General features: G+C 68.7%; 13 protein-coding genes and 1 other RNA gene. 4 read left to right on the forward strand and 10 right to left on the reverse strand.

What is annotated here, in order from left to right:
- Positions 1–67: 67 nt before the first annotated feature.
- From AVME950_RS01850 to dnaX, 6 genes are all read right to left on the reverse strand, one after another.
- Positions 68–220: a DUF3096 domain-containing protein gene (locus AVME950_RS01850; protein WP_272547845.1), complete on the reverse strand. Its 153-nt coding sequence runs from the start codon at positions 218–220 to the stop codon at positions 68–70.
- Positions 221–395: 175 nt separating this feature from the next.
- Positions 396–1,448, reverse strand: a complete 1,053-nt coding sequence (locus AVME950_RS01855) for an ABC transporter substrate-binding protein (RefSeq protein WP_284428531.1) — start codon at positions 1,446–1,448, stop codon at positions 396–398.
- Between the two features lie 166 nt (positions 1,449–1,614).
- Positions 1,615–2,019, reverse strand: a complete 405-nt coding sequence (locus AVME950_RS01860) for an MAPEG family protein (RefSeq protein ID WP_284428532.1) — start codon at positions 2,017–2,019, stop codon at positions 1,615–1,617.
- 65 nt (positions 2,020–2,084) lie between these two features.
- Complete coding sequence (gene recR / locus AVME950_RS01865) at positions 2,085–2,675, reverse strand: recombination mediator RecR (protein WP_284400952.1); 591 nt, start codon at positions 2,673–2,675, stop codon at positions 2,085–2,087.
- An 83-nt stretch (positions 2,676–2,758) separates the two neighbouring features.
- Positions 2,759–3,091, reverse strand: a complete 333-nt coding sequence (locus AVME950_RS01870) for a YbaB/EbfC family nucleoid-associated protein (RefSeq protein WP_272568985.1) — start codon at positions 3,089–3,091, stop codon at positions 2,759–2,761.
- 91 nt (positions 3,092–3,182) lie between these two features.
- A complete protein-coding gene (dnaX, locus tag AVME950_RS01875; protein ID WP_284428533.1) occupies positions 3,183–5,207 on the reverse strand; it encodes a DNA polymerase III subunit gamma/tau in 2,025 nt (674 codons plus the stop codon).
- Between the two features lie 164 nt (positions 5,208–5,371).
- Here dnaX and ffs point away from each other — a divergent pair.
- Both ffs and AVME950_RS01885 read left to right on the forward strand, forming a co-directional pair.
- An RNA gene (gene ffs, locus AVME950_RS01880) (signal recognition particle sRNA small type) lies at positions 5,372–5,468 on the forward strand.
- A gap of 285 nt (positions 5,469–5,753) precedes the next feature.
- Positions 5,754–6,971, forward strand: a complete 1,218-nt coding sequence (locus tag AVME950_RS01885) for a GGDEF domain-containing protein (RefSeq protein ID WP_284428534.1) — start codon at positions 5,754–5,756, stop codon at positions 6,969–6,971.
- Here the strand turns inward: AVME950_RS01885 and AVME950_RS01890 are convergent, their stop codons facing one another.
- The 3 genes from AVME950_RS01890 to AVME950_RS01900 all read right to left on the reverse strand — a co-directional run bounded on the left by AVME950_RS01890 (position 6,972) and on the right by AVME950_RS01900 (position 14,427).
- Positions 6,972–8,339, reverse strand: coding sequence for a TIGR03862 family flavoprotein (locus tag AVME950_RS01890; RefSeq protein ID WP_284428535.1), 1,368 nt, complete (start codon positions 8,337–8,339; stop codon positions 6,972–6,974).
- Between the two features lie 69 nt (positions 8,340–8,408).
- The gene (locus AVME950_RS01895) at positions 8,409–11,849 is read right to left on the reverse strand and encodes a UvrD-helicase domain-containing protein (RefSeq protein ID WP_284428536.1); all 3,441 of its coding nucleotides are present in this window, start codon (positions 11,847–11,849) and stop codon (positions 8,409–8,411) included.
- A 10-nt stretch (positions 11,850–11,859) separates the two neighbouring features.
- Positions 11,860–14,427 (reverse strand): PD-(D/E)XK nuclease family protein, encoded by a 2,568-nt coding sequence (locus AVME950_RS01900; RefSeq protein ID WP_284428537.1) that lies wholly within the window; start codon positions 14,425–14,427, stop codon positions 11,860–11,862.
- A gap of 109 nt (positions 14,428–14,536) precedes the next feature.
- On the opposite strand from AVME950_RS01900, the gene trxA reads away from it, so the two are divergent.
- Together trxA and rho are read left to right on the forward strand one after the other, a co-directional pair.
- Positions 14,537–14,869 carry a thioredoxin TrxA gene (gene trxA, locus AVME950_RS01905; RefSeq protein ID WP_272568977.1) on the forward strand — a complete coding sequence of 111 codons (333 nt, stop codon included), beginning with the start codon at positions 14,537–14,539 and terminating at the stop codon, positions 14,867–14,869.
- A gap of 264 nt (positions 14,870–15,133) precedes the next feature.
- A complete protein-coding gene (gene rho, locus AVME950_RS01910) occupies positions 15,134–16,396 on the forward strand; it encodes a transcription termination factor Rho (protein WP_272547856.1) in 1,263 nt (420 codons plus the stop codon).
- A gap of 108 nt (positions 16,397–16,504) precedes the next feature.
- Here the strand turns inward: rho and AVME950_RS01915 are convergent, their stop codons facing one another.
- On the reverse strand, positions 16,505–17,914 hold the full coding sequence (locus AVME950_RS01915; protein WP_502869348.1) for a CoA transferase: 1,410 nt from the start codon (positions 17,912–17,914) through the stop codon (positions 16,505–16,507).
- Positions 17,915–18,000 lie beyond the last annotated feature (86 nt).

The raw sequence follows: 18,000 nt of genomic DNA on the forward strand, positions 1-18,000 counted from the left end.
TCAAGGCATCGCCCTGAAGAGGCTGGCCGTCCAGCGCTTGCGCGGGGCGGCCCGGCAAGCATGCGCTTCAGAGGCGCAGGTTGTGCATGCCGACCAGGCCCAGCACGCCCATCACGATGAGGTACAGGGCCACGATGTAGTTGAGCAGGCGGGGCATGACCAGGATCAGGATGCCTGCGATCAGGGAAACGAGGGGGCCGATACTGAGGTTCAGCGACATGGAAAGATCCTTGTTGGAGTGATGGAATGAAGGAGCGCAACCGTTGCGTTGCAGCGCCGCGGTGAGACCGACGCCGGCGCGCCCTCGACTCTATCGCCACGCCCTTGCCGCCGTGTGTCGGACAGTTCAGCCAAAATGCCGGCCGGCGCAAGCAGGCACCGCAGGGACCTGCCCCTCAGGCATTGAACTTCTGCTTGGCCTTGCGCGCGAATTCGTTCGTGAACGTGCGCCCCAGATCGATCTTGAGCGGCGCCAGTTCGGATCGCAGGCGGGCCACCACCCGCGCCGCGTTGGCCGGGCCGTCATCGGGCATGAGGCCGTCGGGCGAGAAGGTGTCCCGCACCTTGTGGAATGCCGCCAGATAAGCCCCCCGCTCGCCCAGCAGGTACCCGGACGGCACGGCACGCACCAGGTCGGCCGGGCTGGCTGTCTGCAGCCATTTGAGGGCATGGACCATGGCATTGGCCAGGGCCTGCGAGCGGGCCGGCTGCTTTTGCACAAACGACTGCGGCGCATAGAGGCTGGCGGCCGGCATGGTGCCGCCGAACAGCTCCTGTGACCCTTTGAGCGAGCGCGTGTCGCACAGCACCCGCACCTCGGCGCGCTGCTCCAGCGCGCTGACGATCGGATCGGCATGGCACAGCGCATGCACCCGCCCCTGTCGCAGCGCGGCCACCGCCCCCAGGGCGGAGCCCACACCGACAAAGGACACCTCGTCCAGCGGCGCGCCATCCCGCGACAGCATCAACTGCGCCACATGGTGGGTGGAAGACCCCAGGGCCGACACGCCCACGCGCATGCCCTTGAAGCGGCTCACGCTCTTGACGGGCCATGCCCGTGTCGATGCCGCCAGGGCCAGTTGCGGCGCCCGCCCCTGCAGCACGATGGCGCAGTAGCTGCGGCCCTGCAGTTGCTGACGCAGCACGTGGTCGTACGCGCCCGAGCACACATCGGCCTCGCCGTCCTGCAACGCCTGCAAGGCCAGGGCGCCGCCCGGGTAGTCCTGAACCACCACGTGCAACCCCTCGGCCCGGAAGAAGCCCAGCTCCTGAGCGATGGTCAGCGGCAGGTGGTACAGCAGCCCCGAGCCTCCGACCGCCACCCGCAGCGGACCGGTCCCAGCCTTGAACGGCGACGGCACCGCCAAGGCATCCGCGCCCGCCCAGGCCGCCATCGAGAGGGCGGACAACGTACCGAAGTGGCGGCGGCGGATGCGAGGAAAATCCATGGGGAAAAGCGAATTCAAGGAAATGCTGCAGTGCAGCAATCGTGCCACCTGCGCGCAGCCGCCCCGTCAGGGCAATCCCTGAGGGACAGGCACGGAAAGTCGGGTTAGTGGATGGATGCCAGGGCGATCCAGCGGTGGATTGCCGCGGTACCACCGCGGCGCCGCCTCAGCGGTAGCCGATGAAGAGAATGGCGATGTTGACCACCAGCGCCCCGAGCCACACGGCACTGCGGGCGGTGGGCAGGTCGGACACGTACATCATCACGTAGAAGACGCGCAGCATCACGAAGAGCAACGCCAGGATATCGAGCAGCGTCTGCCCGGCCCCCAGTTGGTGCGCGATCACCACCGCACCGATGAAGAACGGCAGCGCCTCGAAGGTGTTGGACTGTGCGGCCAGGGCACGGGCGCGCCAGTCGGTCTGCCGGGAGGCCCATCCACGCGGATCGCGGTTGTCCGACACCTGGAAGCTGCCGCGCTTGGCGATCAGGGCGCACACCGTGGGCAGCAGCGCCATCAGCAGCACGCACCAGTAGGCGACGGTGAAATGCGCCACATGCAGGGAATTCATGGTTCAAGCCTTTTCGTGCTCCAGCGCCATTGAACATTGCGCTGGCAGCTATCAATTTTATAGTGTCAGCGGCGATCAACCAGCGCATGCGCGATGGTGCCCAGGTCCACGTATTCCAGTTCGCTGCCCACCGGAACACCGCGGGCCAGCCGGGTGACGTGCAGCCCCCGGCTCTTGAGTGCCTCGCTGATGACATAGGCCGTCGCCTCGCCCTCGGCCGTGAAATTGGTGGCCAGAATCACCTCCTGCACCACGCCATCGGTGGCCCGCTCCATGAGCTTTTGCAGCCCGATGTCCTTCGGCCCCACTCCGTCCAGTGGCGACAGCCGCCCCATGAGCACGAAATACAGCCCGCGAAACGCCGCCGTACGCTCCAGCGCGGCCTGATCGGCCGGGGTTTCCACCACGGCCAGCCGGCTGGCATCGCGTTCCGGATCCAGGCAGGTGTCGCACACCGCGGCTTCGGTGAAGGTGTGGCAGCGTTCGCAGTGGTGCACCGACACCGTCGCCTCATGGAGCGCCCGCGACAGCACCTCGGCGCCTTCGCGGTCGTGCTGCAGCAGATGGAAGGCCATGCGCTGTGCCGACTTCACGCCCACGCCCGGCAGGCGGCGCAGCGCCTGGACCAGGGCATCGAGGGAATTGGTGTCGGACATGCAAGGCGCCGTTCAAGAATCAAAGAGACATGCCCGCGAAAGGCAATGAAAGGGTGCGGCGCGCCCGGCGGCCGCCACCTGGATCAGAAAGGGAATTTCATCCCGGGAGGCAGCCCCGGCATGCCAGCGGTCAGCTTGCCCATCTTTTCCTGCGAGGTTTCTTCTGCCTTGCGCACCGCCGCATTGAAGGCGGCCGCCACCAGGTCTTCGAGCATGTCCTTGTCATCGGCCAGCAGGCTGGGGTCGATGGTCACGCGCTTGACGTCGTGCTTGCAGGTCATGAGCACCTTCACCAGGCCCGCGCCGGATTCGCCTTCCACTTCGATGTTGCCGAGTTCGTCCTGGGCCTTCTTCAGGTTGTCCTGCATGGCCTGGGCCTGCTTCATGAGGCCGGCGAGTTGTCCCTTGTTGAACATGTGAGTTTTCCTTTTCTGATGGGAATGAAGGGGGAGGCTTGAATGGAATGAATGAATCAGCGAATCGTCTGGAGGATGGCAACGCCTGCCGTCATGCCGGCTTGATGCTGCCCGGCACGATCTTGGCGCCGAAGTCCCGCACCAGCGTCTGCACGTACGGGTCGTTGTGCACGATCTCCTCGGCCACGCGCTGGCGCTCTGCCGCGGCGGCCGCATTGCGCCGGGCCGGGCTGTCGATGACCACGCCCAGTTCGACGCTGATCTGGGTCGCATGGCCCGCGGCCTCCAGCGCCGCCCGCAGGCGCTCGCGCGCCACGGGCTGGTTGAGCGATTCGCGCTCCACGCGCAGCAGCCAGTGTCCGGCGTCACGTGCCACCAATTGGGACTGCAGGGCCAATTCCCGCACCAGCGCCGCAATGGCCTCGGCAGCCACGAGTTGCTGCACGGTGGCGTGCCAGACATCGCCCTCTTCCGTGGCCGTGTAGCGGGCGGATGCGGGAAGGGAGCCCGTCGGCGCGAGCGGCTGCAGGCGCGCGCCCGGCTCGGGAGCGGTGCGCACGGGGATCGCCATGTATTCGGGCGCCGACGGCGCCGACGCCACTGGTCGTTGCGCTGGCACAGGGGCTGGAGAGGCCGCGCGGCGGAAATCATCGGGCGAATGGACGGGTAGCCGCACCGGCGAGGCTGCCGGCTGGGGCTCGCCGGGAGGGGGCTGCACCGGCGTGCCGGCGTCTTCCCACGCGGGCGTGGAATCGGTCGCAGGCACCGGCAGGGCTGCGACGGATGGTTCCGGCTCGGCAACGGGGGCGCTGGTGGTCTGCGCGGGCATCGGCTCGGCAGGCACGGTCACCGCTGGCGCACCCGCATCGCGCGCCGGTTCGGCCGCGGGCCGCTGCCCTGGCGACGCATCGGCTGCCGCAGCCACCCGGGTCGCAGCCTGCGCGGGTGCCGGCTCAACCGGCGTCAGAGTTTTTTTTTCAGCCGAAGGGGCCGGGGCTGCCGAGCCATCCGCCGGCTTGAAGGCCAGCAGCCGCAGCAGCGCCATGGTCAGCGCCGCGTATTCGTCCGGGGCCAGCCCCAGTTCGGCACGGCCGTGCAGGCAGATGCTGTAGAGCAATTGGGTTTCGTCCGCGGGCATCTGCGCGGCCAGACGGGCGATTTCCACGGCTTCTGGGTCGTTGGCATCCAGCGCCTGGGCCATGTTCGGCACGGCCTGCATGACGGCCATGCGCTGGAGCACCGCACTCATCTCCTCCAGCGTGGAGGCGGCAGACAAGCCGTTCAGGCGCAGGACATCGGAGGTTTCCACCACCGTGCGGCCATCGCCCTGGGCCAGGGCTTCGATCAGGCGGAACACATACGACCGGTCCACGCTGCCCAGCATCTGGCGCACGCCCGCTTCCTGCAACTGGCCGCTGCCGAACGCGATGGCCTGGTCGGTGAGCGAAAGCGCATCGCGCATCGAGCCCCGCGCCGCACGCGACAGCAGGCGAAGCGCCTGGGGTTCGGCCGGCACGTTCTCCTGCGCCAGAACGCGCCCCAGGTGCTCGAGCACCGTCTCGGGCTCCATCGGGCGCAGGTTGAACTGCAGGCAGCGCGAGAGCACCGTGACCGGCACCTTCTGCGGATCGGTCGTGGCCAGCACGAACTTGAGGTATTCCGGCGGCTCTTCCAGCGTCTTCAGCATGGCGTTGAACGCCGTGTTGGTGAGCATGTGCACTTCGTCGATCATGAAGACCTTGAAGCGCCCCTGCACCGGCTTGTAGACCGCCTGCTCCAGCAGGCCCTGCACTTCGTCCACGCCGCGGTTGGAGGCGGCATCGAGCTCGGTGTAGTCCACGAAACGGCCGCTGTCGATGTCGGTGCAGGCCTGGCACACGCCGCAAGGGGTGGCCGTGATGCCGCCCTGCCCGTCCGGGCCCTGGCAATTGAGCGACTTGGCCAGAATGCGCGACACCGTGGTCTTGCCCACGCCGCGCGTGCCGGTGAAAAGATAGGCGTGGTGCAGCCGCTGCTGCGTGAGCGCATTGGACAGCGCCTGCACCACATGCTCCTGGCCCACCATCTCCGAGAAGGTCTTGGGACGGTATTTGCGGGCGAGCACGAGGTAAGACATGGGGGGATTCTATGTGGCCGGGCGCGCCCTCCCGGATCGCCGGGGTACCGATTCCACGCCGGGCCCCGGTGCGCCCCGCTGTCAGGCCACCATGGCCAACACCTGCACGGCGTGCAGGGTCGTCCCGGCCGGAACGGCCTGCTTTATCGCCTACAATCGGCGGTGACGGGCCTCCCCGCATGGTGAAGCAGCCAACCGGGTCAGGTGGGGAACCAAGCAGCCCTAACTGTAGAGTCAGTGCCGGGGGTAAGGCTCGTCAACTATCTTTCAGCCATCCCTGCCATGCCATCACGGCCCCTGGCGCAGGGCATGCGCCACCCCAGCGGTCCACGCACTTCAGGGCTCCCCCTTTCTGCAGGGTTTTCCCCCTTCCAAAGCCTTCGTAGCATTCGCCACGGTCGATTCCGTGGCCGGCATTCGGACCTGTCCCCGCTCTGGCAGCCATCACCCGCGCGTCTTTGCACGGCTCAAAAACCACGGCCAACCTATCAAAATATTCACATTTAGCAATTTCAAGTTACTATTTGTTTCTTTTGAGGAGCCCTTATGGCAGAAGGTCCAGCGCGAGGAACTGCCGCCCTGCGCGGCGCGGCGGGTGTGCCGTCCGCAGCCGAACCCGCGCGTGTTGCCAGTGCGAGCCCGTCAGCGATCGAAGAAGAGTCCACTCCCAAGCCACTGGACCAGTTCACGTTCGAAAAGATGCGGCGCGTCAACGGCTCCCTCCTTGCGTTCGGCTCCCTGGGCTGGCTGGCGGCTTGGTGGACGGCCGCGCCCACCTATCACTACGACAACATCCTGTTCGCCCTGCTGGCGATCGCCTTCTACTGCTGCATCATCGCATCGATGTTCGCCAGCACCCCTGGCAGGGTGGTGCTGGCCGCCCTGCCGGCCTGTGGCCTGCTGGCCCACGGGTTCTGGCTGCTGTCGGTGCCGAGTCCGGTCGGGGTCTACTTCTGCCTGGCCCTGGGGGTGGCCTTCACGCTGCTGATCGCCTTCATGTTCATCACGACATGGCAGTACTTGGCGTCCGTGGCCGTCATCTGGCTCGCGTTCGGGCACGGCGATTTCCAGCAGATGCGCTCCGCGCACGATCCGGTCTGGAGCATGCTGATCGTCACCCTGTCATCGCTGTGCGGGATGCTGCTGAACATGGCCCTCTTTCGCCTGCGGGAAGACAGCCACCGGCAGCAACTGGAATTGGAAACCCTGGCCTACCAGGATGCATTGACCGGCCTGGCCAACCGCCGCAGCCTGCTCAAGCACATGCAGTCGCTGCAGGACGCCGGGCACATCGAAGGCCTGTATTTCATGATGATCGACATCGATGACTTCAAATCGATCAACGACCAGTTCGGGCACGACCAGGGCGATGTGGTGTTGAAGGACGTCGCGTCGGCATTGAAGCGGCAGGCCGGCCGGCACCTGTGCGGCCGCCTGGGCGGCGAGGAGTTCGGCGTGGTGGTGGATGCCGCCACGTTGCCCGAGGCCTGTGAACTCGCCCAGGCGCTGGTCAACACCGTGAACACGTTGTACGCGGTGCCGGTGGACCACCCTGCCTTCCAGGGCCGCCGGCTGTCCATCAGCGCAGGCCTGACCCGCGGGGAGGCGGACTGCACCACCTCCGAACTGATCCGGCGCGCGGACCTGGGCCTTTACCGGGCCAAGCGCGAAGGCAAGAACCGTTTCTGCATGCACTTCGGCCCCGACGGCGAGGCGTCCCCGGCAGCGACGGCACAGCCTCAGCCCCAGCCTCAAAGCGCCTGATCAGGCCCGCTGCAGCCAGGCCTTCGCCCCTTCGGCAGCGGCCATGCCACTGGCCATGCAGGCCGTCATCAGGTAGCCGCCCGTGGGGGCCTCCCAGTCCAGCATTTCGCCCGCGCAGAAAACGCCGGGCAGGGCCGTCAGCATGAGACTGCCATCCATCGCCTCGAACGGCACCCCGCCCGCGGTGCTGATGGCTTCGTCCAGCGGTCGGGTCGCGCCCACGGTGATGGGCAGCGCCTTGATGGCCTGGGCCAGGGCGGCGGCATCGTTCATGCCCTCCTTGCCCAGTTGCTCGTACAGGATGCCCATCTTGATGCCGTCCAGCCCCAGGCGGCTCTTGAGGTGGCTGCTGAGGCTGCGGGCACCGCGCGGATGGCGCACTTCCTTGAGCACGCGCTCGGGCGTGTGGTCGGGCAGCAGATCCAGGGTGAACGTGGCATGGCCATGCGCCTCGATCTCGTCGCGCAGCAGGCTGGAGACCGCGTAGATCAGGCTGCCCTCCACGCCGGTGGCCGTGGCCACGAACTCGCCCCGGCGGCTGAACGTGCGCCCCTGGTGGTCGGAGAAATGCAGCGCGACCGATTTGAAGGGCTGTCCGGCAAAGCGCTCGGTGAAATGCGGCGTCCAGCCGGCCGGATCGGGTGCCCGCCCCATCAGCTCGCGCAGGAATTCCCGCCGCGTCTCGCCTGCCGGTGCGCCACCGGCACGCACCGTGTCGAAGCCGCAGTTGGCCGGGCGCAGCGGGGCCACGGGCACGCCCTTTTCGGCCAGCAGCGGCACCCACGCGCCGTCGGAGCCCAGCCGGGCCCAGCTGCCCCCCCCCAGCGACAGCACCACGGCCCGGGCCTGCACCGGCACCAGGCCCGCAGGGCTGGTGAAACCCAGTGTCATGGCGGCCGCATCGCCGTCCTGCGCGGCGCCCTCGTCACTCCAGCCCAGCCAGCGGTGGCGCATGTGGAACACCACCCCCTGCCCGCGCAGGCGGTGCAGCCAGGCGCGCAGCAGCGGCGCGGCCTTCATGTCGGAGGGGAACACCCGGCCCGAGGTGCCGACGAAGGTCTCCACCCCCAAGCCCTGCGCCCAAGCGCGCACCGCATCGGCGCCGAAGGCCTGCAGCAGGGGCTCGATGGCGGCGCGGCGCTCGCCGAAGCGGGCCGCGAACGGCTCGAACGCCTCGGAGTGCGTGAGGTTGAGCCCCCCCTTGCCCGCCAGCAGAAACTTGCGCCCCACGGAAGGCATGGCGTCGAACAAATGCACGGCCAGGCCGCCACGGGCCAGCACTTCGGCCGCCATCAGGCCGGCGGGGCCGCCGCCGATCACGGCGACATCACAGGCCAGCACGGGGGCGATCGATTCGGAAACAGTCATCTTCAACCTTTGCTTTGGAAACATCGGGGCGCGGCGCCGCAGTCCGGGAGCCTGCAGCGCGCCGCGCCATCAAAACAGGGCGCCCTGCACCGGAGCCGGCGGTGGCGGTGGCGGTGGCGGTGGCGGTGGCGGTGGCGGTGGCGGTGGCGGTGGCGGTGGCGGTGGCGGTGGCGGTGGCGGTGGCGGTGGCGGTGGCGGTGGCGCAGTCTCGCCGCCCACCTCCACCATCCGCCCGTCGCCGGTGAGGAACGCCGCGCGCACCGCGTGGCCCGGCATCTGGGCCTGAACAGCTTCGCGGTAGCGCGCCAATTGGGCCATCAGATGGGGACGGCGTTCGGGGTCCGCCGCGCTTTTGTAGTCGAGCACCCACCAGACCGGCTCGCCGCCGGAATCGACGCGCCGCACCAGCCGGTCGATGCGCAAGGTCTGCCCGGCGTGAACGATGGTGGCCTCGTTCACCGCCCTATCGACCGCGTCGGCCTGCCATGCCCAGGCGCCCTCGCCGCCCAGGATGCGCTGGGCCATGCCGGCGGCCAGGGTGGCGGACTCCGGCGCCAGATCGAAGTCTGCCGCCAGCCGTGCCAGCCGCGTGGCGGGCCATCCGCCGCCGGAGGGGGCCGGCCCGCCGGCGGTGGCCATGGCGGCCTGCTCCAGCAACTGGTGCATGGCCTCGCCCTGGCGCGATGCCGGGGTGGACACGGCAACCGCCGGCACGGCCGGGCCATCGGGCTCCGGCTTCGGCGGCGGCGACCAGGCCGGCAGTTCGGCCAGCAAGGCATGGTCCTGCGCCCGCCCATGGTTTAGCGGCAATGGTGCTTCGCCGGCCGGTTCGGCCAAAACGTTCTCGTCCTCATCCTTCAACAGGGGCGCCAGCCGGTTCCACCAGCTGCCGGGCGCCGAAGACGAGGGTTGCACCGACGAGACCGCCAGGCAGTGCTTGGCCCGCGTCATGGCCACGTACAGGGTGTTGAGTTCTTCGCGCTGTCGCTCGGCCTGTTCGGCGGCGAGCATGTCCACCGCGCTGGGCGGCGGCGTGCTTTCGCTGGCGAGGAACACGAAGCGGCGCGGCAGCGGTTCTTCGCCCGGCCAGTCCACCAGCACGCCCATGGTCTCGGCCTTTTGCGGGCGGGTGTCGGTGTCCAGCAGCAGCACGCTGTGCGCTTCCAGGCCCTTGGCGCCGTGCACGGTGAGCAGGCGCACCGCCTGCGCGTCCACCCGGCCCGGCGCGCGCTGGCCGGCGCGCTTCATCGCCCGGACGAAGGCGTAGGGCGTGAGGTAGCGCCCGCCGTCGATCTGCAGCGCGGCCGACAGCAGCGCGCGCAGGTTGGCGAGCACGCTGGCGCGCTGGGTGGCGGGCGCGGCGGCGGCATAGCGGGCCAGCACGTCGCGGTGGGTGTAGAAGGCCTGCAGCGCGTCGTGGGGCGGCAATGCGTCGAACCAACCCTTGTACAGAGCCAAATCGCCCCCCAGAGCAATAAAATCTAGGGTATCATGCTCACTTTTTAATAGCAAATCGAGCCAGCTGCATTCGAGGTTCTCCGGCTGGCGCCGCCACAGCGCCAGCCGCACGAGCGTGTCGTCGCCCACCCCGAACAGCGGCGAGCGCAGCGCGCGGGCCAGCGACAGGTCGTGGCCCGGCGAGACCAGCGCATCCAGCAACGCCACCACGTCCTGCACCTCGGGCGCCTCGGCCAGCTCGGCTTTTTCGGGCTGCACGCAGGGCAGGTGCAGGTCGCGCAGCGCGTCCTGCATGGCGGCCAGCCGGTCGCGCTTGCGGGCGAGCACCATCACCTCGCGCGGCGGCACACCGTCGGCGATGCGCCCGGCCACCCAGCGGGCGGCCTGCGTGCATTCGCGCATGCGCAGGGTTTCCTCGGCCTCGTGCCGCGGCTGCGTGAGGCTGTCGCGCCACGCCATGGGGTCGAAGGCAGGGCCCGCGCCATCATCGGGCGCGGTGATGGCGGGCAGGCGCAGCCGCATTCCCGGGTCGGTGGACTCGGTGGTGTGGTCGCGAAAGCCGGCGTATTCCCCCTGGCCCTGCGCGGCCTGCATGACGTGGTTGACCGCGTCGATCACGCCCGTCGCATTGCGGCGCGTGTGGTCACAGCTCAGCAGGTCGCCGCCCAGGCCTTGGCGCACGAAGGCCTGCGCGGCGAGGAACACCTGCGGCTCGGCACGCCGAAAGCGGTAGATGCTCTGCTTGGGATCGCCCACGATGAACACGCTGGGCGCACGCCCTCCGCCCGCGCCCACATAGCCCGACAGCCAGGCGTGCAGCGCCTGCCACTGCAGCGGGTTGGTGTCCTGGAACTCGTCCACGAGCAGATGCCGCACCCGCGCATCCAGCCGCTCCTGCACCCATCCGCTCAGCACCGGGTCGGACAGCATGACGAGCGCCGTGCGTTCGACATCGTTCATGTCCACCCAGCCGCGATCGCGCTTGAGGGCAGCGAATGCAGCCACCAGGGCGCGCGTGAGCCGGGCCATGCGGTGGTGGTGGCCCCAAGCCTCGTGCTGGCGGCGTGCCAGGCACAGGCGCTGCAGCTCGGCCTCGGCTTCCTGCGCCGCGGCGAACTTCTCCAGGTTCTTGCTGAGCCGGTCTTCCTTGGCCACGAAGAAGGCGCGGCGCAAGCGCTCCAGGCGCTCGTGCAGGTCCTCGCATGCGAAGGCATCGACCACTGCGTCGGCCGCCTTTTGCGGCGTCTTGTTGGATTCGGTGCCCAGGGCACTGGCGCGGGCCAGCCAGCGGGCGCGCGCCGCATCGCCCTCCAGCGCCTGGGCCGGGCTGTCCAGCCCCTGCAGGTCGGGGAAGTGCGCATGGAACGGCGGGACCGAGGCGTCGATCACGCCGGCCGCGTCCGCCAATTCGAACTCGATGCGCTTGGACAGCGCCGCGCCCAGGGCCTTGTGCGTCTGCGACCGCCCGTGCGAGGCCACTGCCGCGAGGTAGTCGGCATGCAGCGCGGCATCGTCGGCCACCTGCTGCAGGAACGGCGGCCAGACCTGGCGCACGGCCTCGGCGTCGTCCTCCAGCAGCTCGTAGTTGCCGGGCAGCCCGCGTGCGTGCAGCACCCCCAGCGGCGCCGTGCCCAGCAGCGCGGCGAACCAGCTGTGGAAGGTGCGGATCTGCACCGGCCGCCCGGATTCGAGCATCGAGCGGTACAGCGTCTGCAGCAGCACGCGCTTTTCCAGCGCGCGATCGGGCGGGATGCCGCGGGCGACCAGTTCCCGGGCCAGGCGCTCGGGCTCGGCCTGGGCAAACTCTTCCAGCCATTCCTGCAGGCGCTGGCGCATCTCGCCCGCGGCCTTGCGCGTGAACGTGATGGCCAGGATTTCGTGCGGCGCGCACCCGTCCAGCAAGGCACGCAGCATGCGGGAGACGAGCATCCAGGTCTTGCCCGCGCCCGCGCAGGCTTCCACCGCCACGCTGCGGTCCGGATCGCAGGCAATCGCATAGAACGCCTCGCGCGTGACCGGACGGCCGTTGTGTTCGTAGGCGGCCAGCGTCATGGTGCGTTCTTCATGCCCAGAAATCCTTGCGGCACAGGCCGCGCGCAGCGCAGTAGTCGCACACGGCGCCCTCGCCCAGCGCCGGCATGGCGGCGCCAGCAGCGATGCGTTCGAAGTCTTGCAGGATGCCGTCCACCAGCTGGTCGCGCAGGGCCACGATGTCGGGCTGCTCGAAGGTCCGCGTGTCGCCGCGCTCGCCCACGTTCACGTAGGCCGCGCGCAGGTGGTCGTCATGCAGCAGCGCGGCATAGAAAGCCAGTTGTGTGTCCTCGGTACCGGCGGCCAGGCGCTTGCGGGTGACGGCTTCGTTCTCGGTCTTGTAGTCGATCACCAGCACGGTCGGTGCTTCGCCCGGTACGCCGGAGCGGACGGTATCGATGCGGTCGAGCAGTCCCACCAGTTGGAGCGGACCGAGCGACTGCGCCGAGCGCACCTCGGCCTGCCGGAAGGCAGCGCCCTGCCCTTCGTGGTCCTGCAGCCAGCGAAGGTAGCCGTCGCGCAGGGCCGGCCAGCCGGAGGCGAACGGCAGGAACTCGCCCGACGCCAGCCGCTGCGCACGGGTAACGGCCTCGGCCGCGGCATCCATGAGCGCGCGGCGCGCCGGCAAGGCTTCGTTGGGCGCCGCCTGCAGAGCCTCGTGGAAGTGCTGGAGCACGGCATGCAGCCAGTTGCCGAAATCCCGCTTGCCCACTTCGGCGCCCAGCTCGTCGGATTCCTGCAGGCCCAACTGGCGCAGCGCGAAGAAGCGGTAGGGGCAGTGGCGCAGATCGGAGTAGGCGGTGGAGGACAACTGCAGCACGGGCAGGGCCTCGCCCGTCGGCATCGGCCGGGGCACGGGTGCGAGCGGCACTTCGCGCGCACTTCGCGGATCGGTGCCGGCGCGGGCCTGCCCGTCCAGCGGCAGGGCCAGCACCAGCGGACTGGCCAGCAAAGGCTCGCCGCCCTCGTCGCCACTGCGCCACAGCACATCCACGTGGGCGGTGCACAAGGCATTGCGCCAGGCCGCGCGCTGGGCGGCCTCCAGCGCCTCGCGGGTGGGCAGGCCCAGGCCCTCGCGCTGCGCCCGGGTCCAGGCGCCGGGGGGCTCCGGAGCGGGCGGCAGGCGCTTTTCGTCGCAGCCGGGCACCACCAGCGTGGCGAACGGGCGCGCCAGGATCTGCGGCAGCGGCACGACGAACACCGAGGCGCTGCCGTCGTGGCCGGGCCGGTAGCGTGCGGCTTCGAGCACCTCGTCCACCCAGCGCGTGAACTCGGCCAGCGCCATGGGCCGCCCGGCGCTTGCCAGCCCCTCCAGATCGGAAGGCAACCCGTCCTGAAGCCGCAGCTCCGCCAGCACGCGCTCCCCCGCCGCGTCGGCCTGCAGCGCCTCCCATTGCCCCGTTGCCTGCAACAGTTCGCGCAATGCGGCCAGCCATGCCGCCAACGGCCTCGCGGCCTGCCACGGCGTGCGCCAGGCCTGTACCTGAGCGATGAGCGCTTGCACTGCAGCCGCTGCAGGCGGCATGGCATCGCTGCGTTCCTCGATGGCCGACCAGTGGCCGGTGCCGGCCCTGCGCAGCCATTTCTCGGCCGCGCCCACCGCCTGGGGACTGGCGGCCGGCACGTGCTTGAGCCAGTCCAGCACCGCGTCGGCGGAGGCGTTCCAGGCACATGCCCGCAGCGCCACCATGGCATGGGACGCCGCGCGCGTGGTGGACAAGGTCCAGCCGTTTTCGTCGTGCACGGCCACCCCGCGGCCCTGCAACAGCGCGCTGATGCGGCGCGTCAAGGCCCGGTCGATCGCGGCCAGGGCCAGCGGAGCCTGGCCCTGCGCCAGGCGGTGCAGCACGCACGCCGCCGCGCGTTGGGCTTCATCCTCGGCATCGGCGGCCTCGTGCAGGAACACCTCGCCGAGCGCGGGAAGCGCCGTTTCACGCGGCTCACCGAGCGGCAGAGACAGCGCGCGGTCGCCCCACCGGGTGCAGAGCGTCTTGGCCAGCGGATCGGCCTGAAAGCCGCCGAGCACCACCAGCGCATCCACGGCCGATCGCGTGCCCGGCTCGAACAGCACGTCCGTTGCGTGGCGGGAGGCCAGCACCCATTCGAGGGCGATGCGCGCCACCGCCGCCTCGTAGCGCAGTGCCGCGCCGTCGCCTGCGGTGGGCATCGATTCGCGCGCGCCCACCGCCCAAGCGTCGCGCTCGGACGGCGGCACGGCGCAGACGACGCTGGCCAATTGGGCCGCCGCCTCCAGCAGCGGCGCGGCCAGCACGTCGCGCTGCTCGGTCAGGCCGACCCGATCGAGCAACGCGCGCGCCGTGAGGGTGTCGCGCCCCATGTCGTGCGAGAGATCGTCGCCTTCCGGCACGAAAGAGGCGATGCGGGAGGCCCAGTTTCGGGTGGTCTCGAAACGCGGCGCGAAGCCGTCGGGCACGCAGCGCGCCCATTCGCGCTGCGCCTCGGCCATGAGCTGGGCGTACGGCACCAGCACCACGGTGGCCGCGGGGTGCGCGCCAGTGCGCCGGATGTGGGCCTGCACCCGGTCCAGCACCGGGCCCCAAACGCTGCCGGGCGCATCGTTTTTCGCTATGACTGTCATAGCGGTGGAGGCCGCGGCCACACCGTGGGGCGGGAAATATCTTTCTGTCACAATCCCCTGACTTTATCCGGCCCCGCCCACCTCAACTTGCTCCACAAAGGAATGTGCCATGGCAAGCGAACTCATCAAACACCTTTCCGACGCCAGTTTTGAAACCGATGTGCTGCAACCGGGCACCACGGTGCTGGTGGATTACTGGGCCGAATGGTGCGGCCCCTGCAAAATGATCGCGCCCATCCTGGACGAAGTCGCCAACACCTACAAAGACAAGCTGACCGTCGCCAAGATGAATGTGGACGAGAACCGCGAAGTGCCTGCCAAGTTCGGCATCCGCGGCATCCCGACCCTCATGCTGTTCAAGGACGGCCAGCTGGCCGCCACCAAGGTTGGCGCGATGAGCAAGACGCAGCTCACCGCGTTCATCGACCAGCAACTGGCCTGATTGGTGGTTTTCGGGGCTGGCGCGGGCGGCGGCCTGGTCCGCAGCACGCCACCCCGCCCGCAAGCATTGTTCGATGGCAGCGATCTTGCTGCCCGGGCCTTGGCAAACCGGTTTTTTTTCCTGTCATAATCGCCGCAGATCATCGCGTCCGCATGCACTGGCGGCCGGTTCCAGATCCCCAGGCCATCCGAGGTCCGCAAACAGCGGCAGCCCGGCTCCCGGCCTCCCCCCTGATTCAAATCCGCTCCGTTCAGGAGTCACCCCATGCATTTAAACGAACTCAAGGCACTGCACGTGTCCGAAGTGCTCAAGCAGGCCGAAGAGCTGGAGATCGAGAACACCGGGCGCATGCGCAAGCAGGAGCTGATGTTCGCGATCATCAAGAAGCGCGCAAAGGCCGGTGAGCAGGTCTTCGCCGACGGTGTGCTGGAAATCCTGCCGGATGGCTTCGGCTTCCTGCGCAGCCCCGACACGAGCTACACCGCCAGCACCGACGACATCTACATCTCGCCCAGCCAGGTCCGGCGCTTCAACCTGCACACCGGCGACATGATCGAAGGCGAAGTGCGCACCCCCAAGGACGGGGAGCGCTACTTTGCGCTGACCAAGCTCGACGCGGTCAACGGCGGCCCGCCGGAGCAGAACAAGCACAAGGTCATGTTCGAAAACCTGACGCCGCTGTTCCCCAAGGAGCAAATGAAGCTCGAGCGGGACATGAAGGGCGAAGAGAACATCACCGGCCGCATCATCGACATCATCGCCCCCATCGGCCGCGGCCAGCGTGCACTGATCGTCGCACCGCCCAAGAGCGGCAAGACGATGATGATGCAGCACATCGCGCACGCCATCACCGCCAACAACCCCGACGTTCACCTCATGGTCCTGCTCGTTGACGAGCGCCCTGAAGAAGTGACCGAAATGCAGCGCACCGTGAAGGGCGAAATCATCGCCTCCACCTTCGACGAGCCTGCCGCACGCCATGTGCACGTGGCCGAGATGGTGATCGAGCGGGCCAAACGCCTGGTCGAATTGAAGAAGGACGTGGTGATCCTGCTGGACTCCATCACGCGCCTGGCCCGTGCCTACAACAACGTGGTGCCCTCCTCCGGCAAGGTGCTGTCGGGCGGTGTGGATGCCGCTGCGCTGCAGCGCCCCAAGCGCTTCTTCGGCGCGGCGCGCAAGGTGGAAGAAGGCGGTTCGCTGACCATCATCGCCACGGCGCTGGTCGACACCGGCAGCCGCATGGACGAAGTGATCTTCGAAGAATTCAAGGGCACGGGTAACAGCGAAATCCACCTGAACCGCCGCCTGTACGAAAAGCGCGTGTTCCCGGCCATCGAGCTCAACAAGAGCGGCACCCGCCGCGAAGAGCTGCTGCTGCCGCCCGAGATCCTGCAAAAGACCCGCATCCTGCGCCAGTTCATGTACAACATGGACGAGATCGAGTCGATGGAGCTCATGATCAAGAACATGAAGGCGACGAAGACCAATGTGGACTTCTTCGACATGATGCGCCGCGGCGGCTGATTTTTTGCCGTCCGTACTGGGTGGCTTGCGCCGCTCCCGTGTACATCCAAAAGCCCCGCAGGCCATCCGGCCTGCGGGGCTTTTTGCTGAAGGCCGCAACCTCCCCGCTCAAGTACCGGACCACGCGGCGGCGGACGATCCCAGCGCAGGTGCAGGCAGCTCCCAGCGCATCGGCATGCCCTCGATGGACAGCGGCACCAGCAAGCGCCTGGCCGGCCCCCAGGCGGTGGCTTCGATCTCCGGACACTGGTCATGCAAAGACTCGGGCAACAGCGGCTCCCGGTCCAGCGACGACGGCGCCTGTGCCAGCCAGTGGGCGGTTCGCGCCAGCGACGCACGCACCTCGCAACCCCGGCCGGTCTGCCGGCGATGCGCCAGCGCCTTCAGGGCGGCGGCCGCGATCAGGTAGCCGGTGGCATGGTCGATGGCCTGCACGGGCAGTGGCACCGGCACCTGCCGCCCGGTCCGGCGCATGCCTTCCTCGGCAATGCCGGTGCTCATCTGGATGAGGCTGTCGAAACCCCGGCGTCCGCGCCACGGGCCGCTCCACCCATAGGCGTCGAGCGAGACATCGATCAATCCGGGATGGACCGCGCGCCGCCATGAAACGCCCAGCCCCAGCCGCTCCAGGGCCTCCGGCCGCAGCCCGTGTACCAACACATCGGCCTGGCGCAGCAAATGCTCGAACACCGCGCGGTCGGCGGCCTGCCTCAGGTCCAGGCGCGCGCAGCGCTTGCCCAGAACCACCTCTGGCACGGTGCCGGGCTCTTCCCAGCCCGGCGGGTCGATGCGCAGGACCTCGGCACCAAAGCCGGCGAGGAAACGCGTTGCCACCGGCCCCGCCAGGATGCGGGTGAGGTCCAGCACACGCACGCCATGCAGCGGGCGTTGCGCCGTTCCCACCCAGGCGCGCGCAGGCCCCTCCGCGCCAAAGGCCATGTGGAGCAAAGGCTCCGCCTGGACGGCGCGACCCTGGGGATGGGACGACCATTCGTCCAGGCTTCGCATGGCGGCGGCACAACCGCCCTGCTCCACAATGGCGAACTCCAGATCGCTCGCACGCCAGCCAGCGACCGCCTGGGCGGCCGACTCCCGGTCCGTCACCCCGCCGAGCACCGCCAGCGCCGCGGCCCGGTGGTGCGGCGCATTGGTGTGCAAGCGGATCCATCCATCCGCAGCGCGGTAGTCGCCTGCGACGCTATCCCACAGCGGTGCCAGGGCCCAGCCGATCGGACGCAACGATCCACCGAACCAGAAGGACGCCAGCCGCCGATCCACCCGAACCTGCGGCACCAGTGCGCGGGAAGGTGCCGCGACCTCCGCCAATGCGAGACCGGCCACCGCCATCGAGGCACTGGCCAGGTCGGTCACGGGAAAGACCGATGGCAATTGCCCAGCGCCCGTGAAAGACAGCGCATCCATCGGATCCGTTGTGCCGCCCAGGCCCTTCCACAGCGTGCGCGCGAAATGGGTGAGTGACGCAGAAGGGGGCAAAGGAGCGGAGGAATGGGTGGACATGGCAGGCCTCAAAAACGATGCATCAGACTAGATCAACCCATTAAATTGTCAATATTGATTTATATTTTCAACATCAACCTATTTCT

The sequence above is a fragment of the Acidovorax sp. SUPP950 genome, from assembly GCF_030158935.1.
GTDB lineage: Bacteria > Pseudomonadota > Gammaproteobacteria > Burkholderiales > Burkholderiaceae_C > Paracidovorax.

What these genes read in the sequence shown, in the direction of transcription:
- AVME950_RS01915 (WP_502869348.1), bottom strand. Translation starts at nt 17,914, where the DNA reads ATGTCCACCCATTCCTCCGCTCCTTTGCCCCCTTCTGCGTCACTCACC.
- AVME950_RS01885 (WP_284428534.1), top strand. Translation starts at nt 5,754, where the DNA reads ATGGCAGAAGGTCCAGCGCGAGGAACTGCCGCCCTGCGCGGCGCGGCG.
- AVME950_RS01850 (WP_272547845.1), bottom strand. Translation starts at nt 220, where the DNA reads ATGTCGCTGAACCTCAGTATCGGCCCCCTCGTTTCCCTGATCGCAGGC.
- trxA (WP_272568977.1), top strand. Translation starts at nt 14,537, where the DNA reads ATGGCAAGCGAACTCATCAAACACCTTTCCGACGCCAGTTTTGAAACC.
- rho (WP_272547856.1), top strand. Translation starts at nt 15,134, where the DNA reads ATGCATTTAAACGAACTCAAGGCACTGCACGTGTCCGAAGTGCTCAAG.
- AVME950_RS01895 (WP_284428536.1), bottom strand. Translation starts at nt 11,849, where the DNA reads ATGACGCTGGCCGCCTACGAACACAACGGCCGTCCGGTCACGCGCGAG.
- AVME950_RS01890 (WP_284428535.1), bottom strand. Translation starts at nt 8,339, where the DNA reads ATGACTGTTTCCGAATCGATCGCCCCCGTGCTGGCCTGTGATGTCGCC.
- AVME950_RS01900 (WP_284428537.1), bottom strand. Translation starts at nt 14,427, where the DNA reads ATGACAGTCATAGCGAAAAACGATGCGCCCGGCAGCGTTTGGGGCCCG.
- AVME950_RS01855 (WP_284428531.1), bottom strand. Translation starts at nt 1,448, where the DNA reads ATGGATTTTCCTCGCATCCGCCGCCGCCACTTCGGTACGTTGTCCGCC.
- dnaX (WP_284428533.1), bottom strand. Translation starts at nt 5,207, where the DNA reads ATGTCTTACCTCGTGCTCGCCCGCAAATACCGTCCCAAGACCTTCTCG.
- AVME950_RS01860 (WP_284428532.1), bottom strand. Translation starts at nt 2,019, where the DNA reads ATGAATTCCCTGCATGTGGCGCATTTCACCGTCGCCTACTGGTGCGTG.
- recR (WP_284400952.1), bottom strand. Translation starts at nt 2,675, where the DNA reads ATGTCCGACACCAATTCCCTCGATGCCCTGGTCCAGGCGCTGCGCCGC.
- AVME950_RS01870 (WP_272568985.1), bottom strand. Translation starts at nt 3,091, where the DNA reads ATGTTCAACAAGGGACAACTCGCCGGCCTCATGAAGCAGGCCCAGGCC.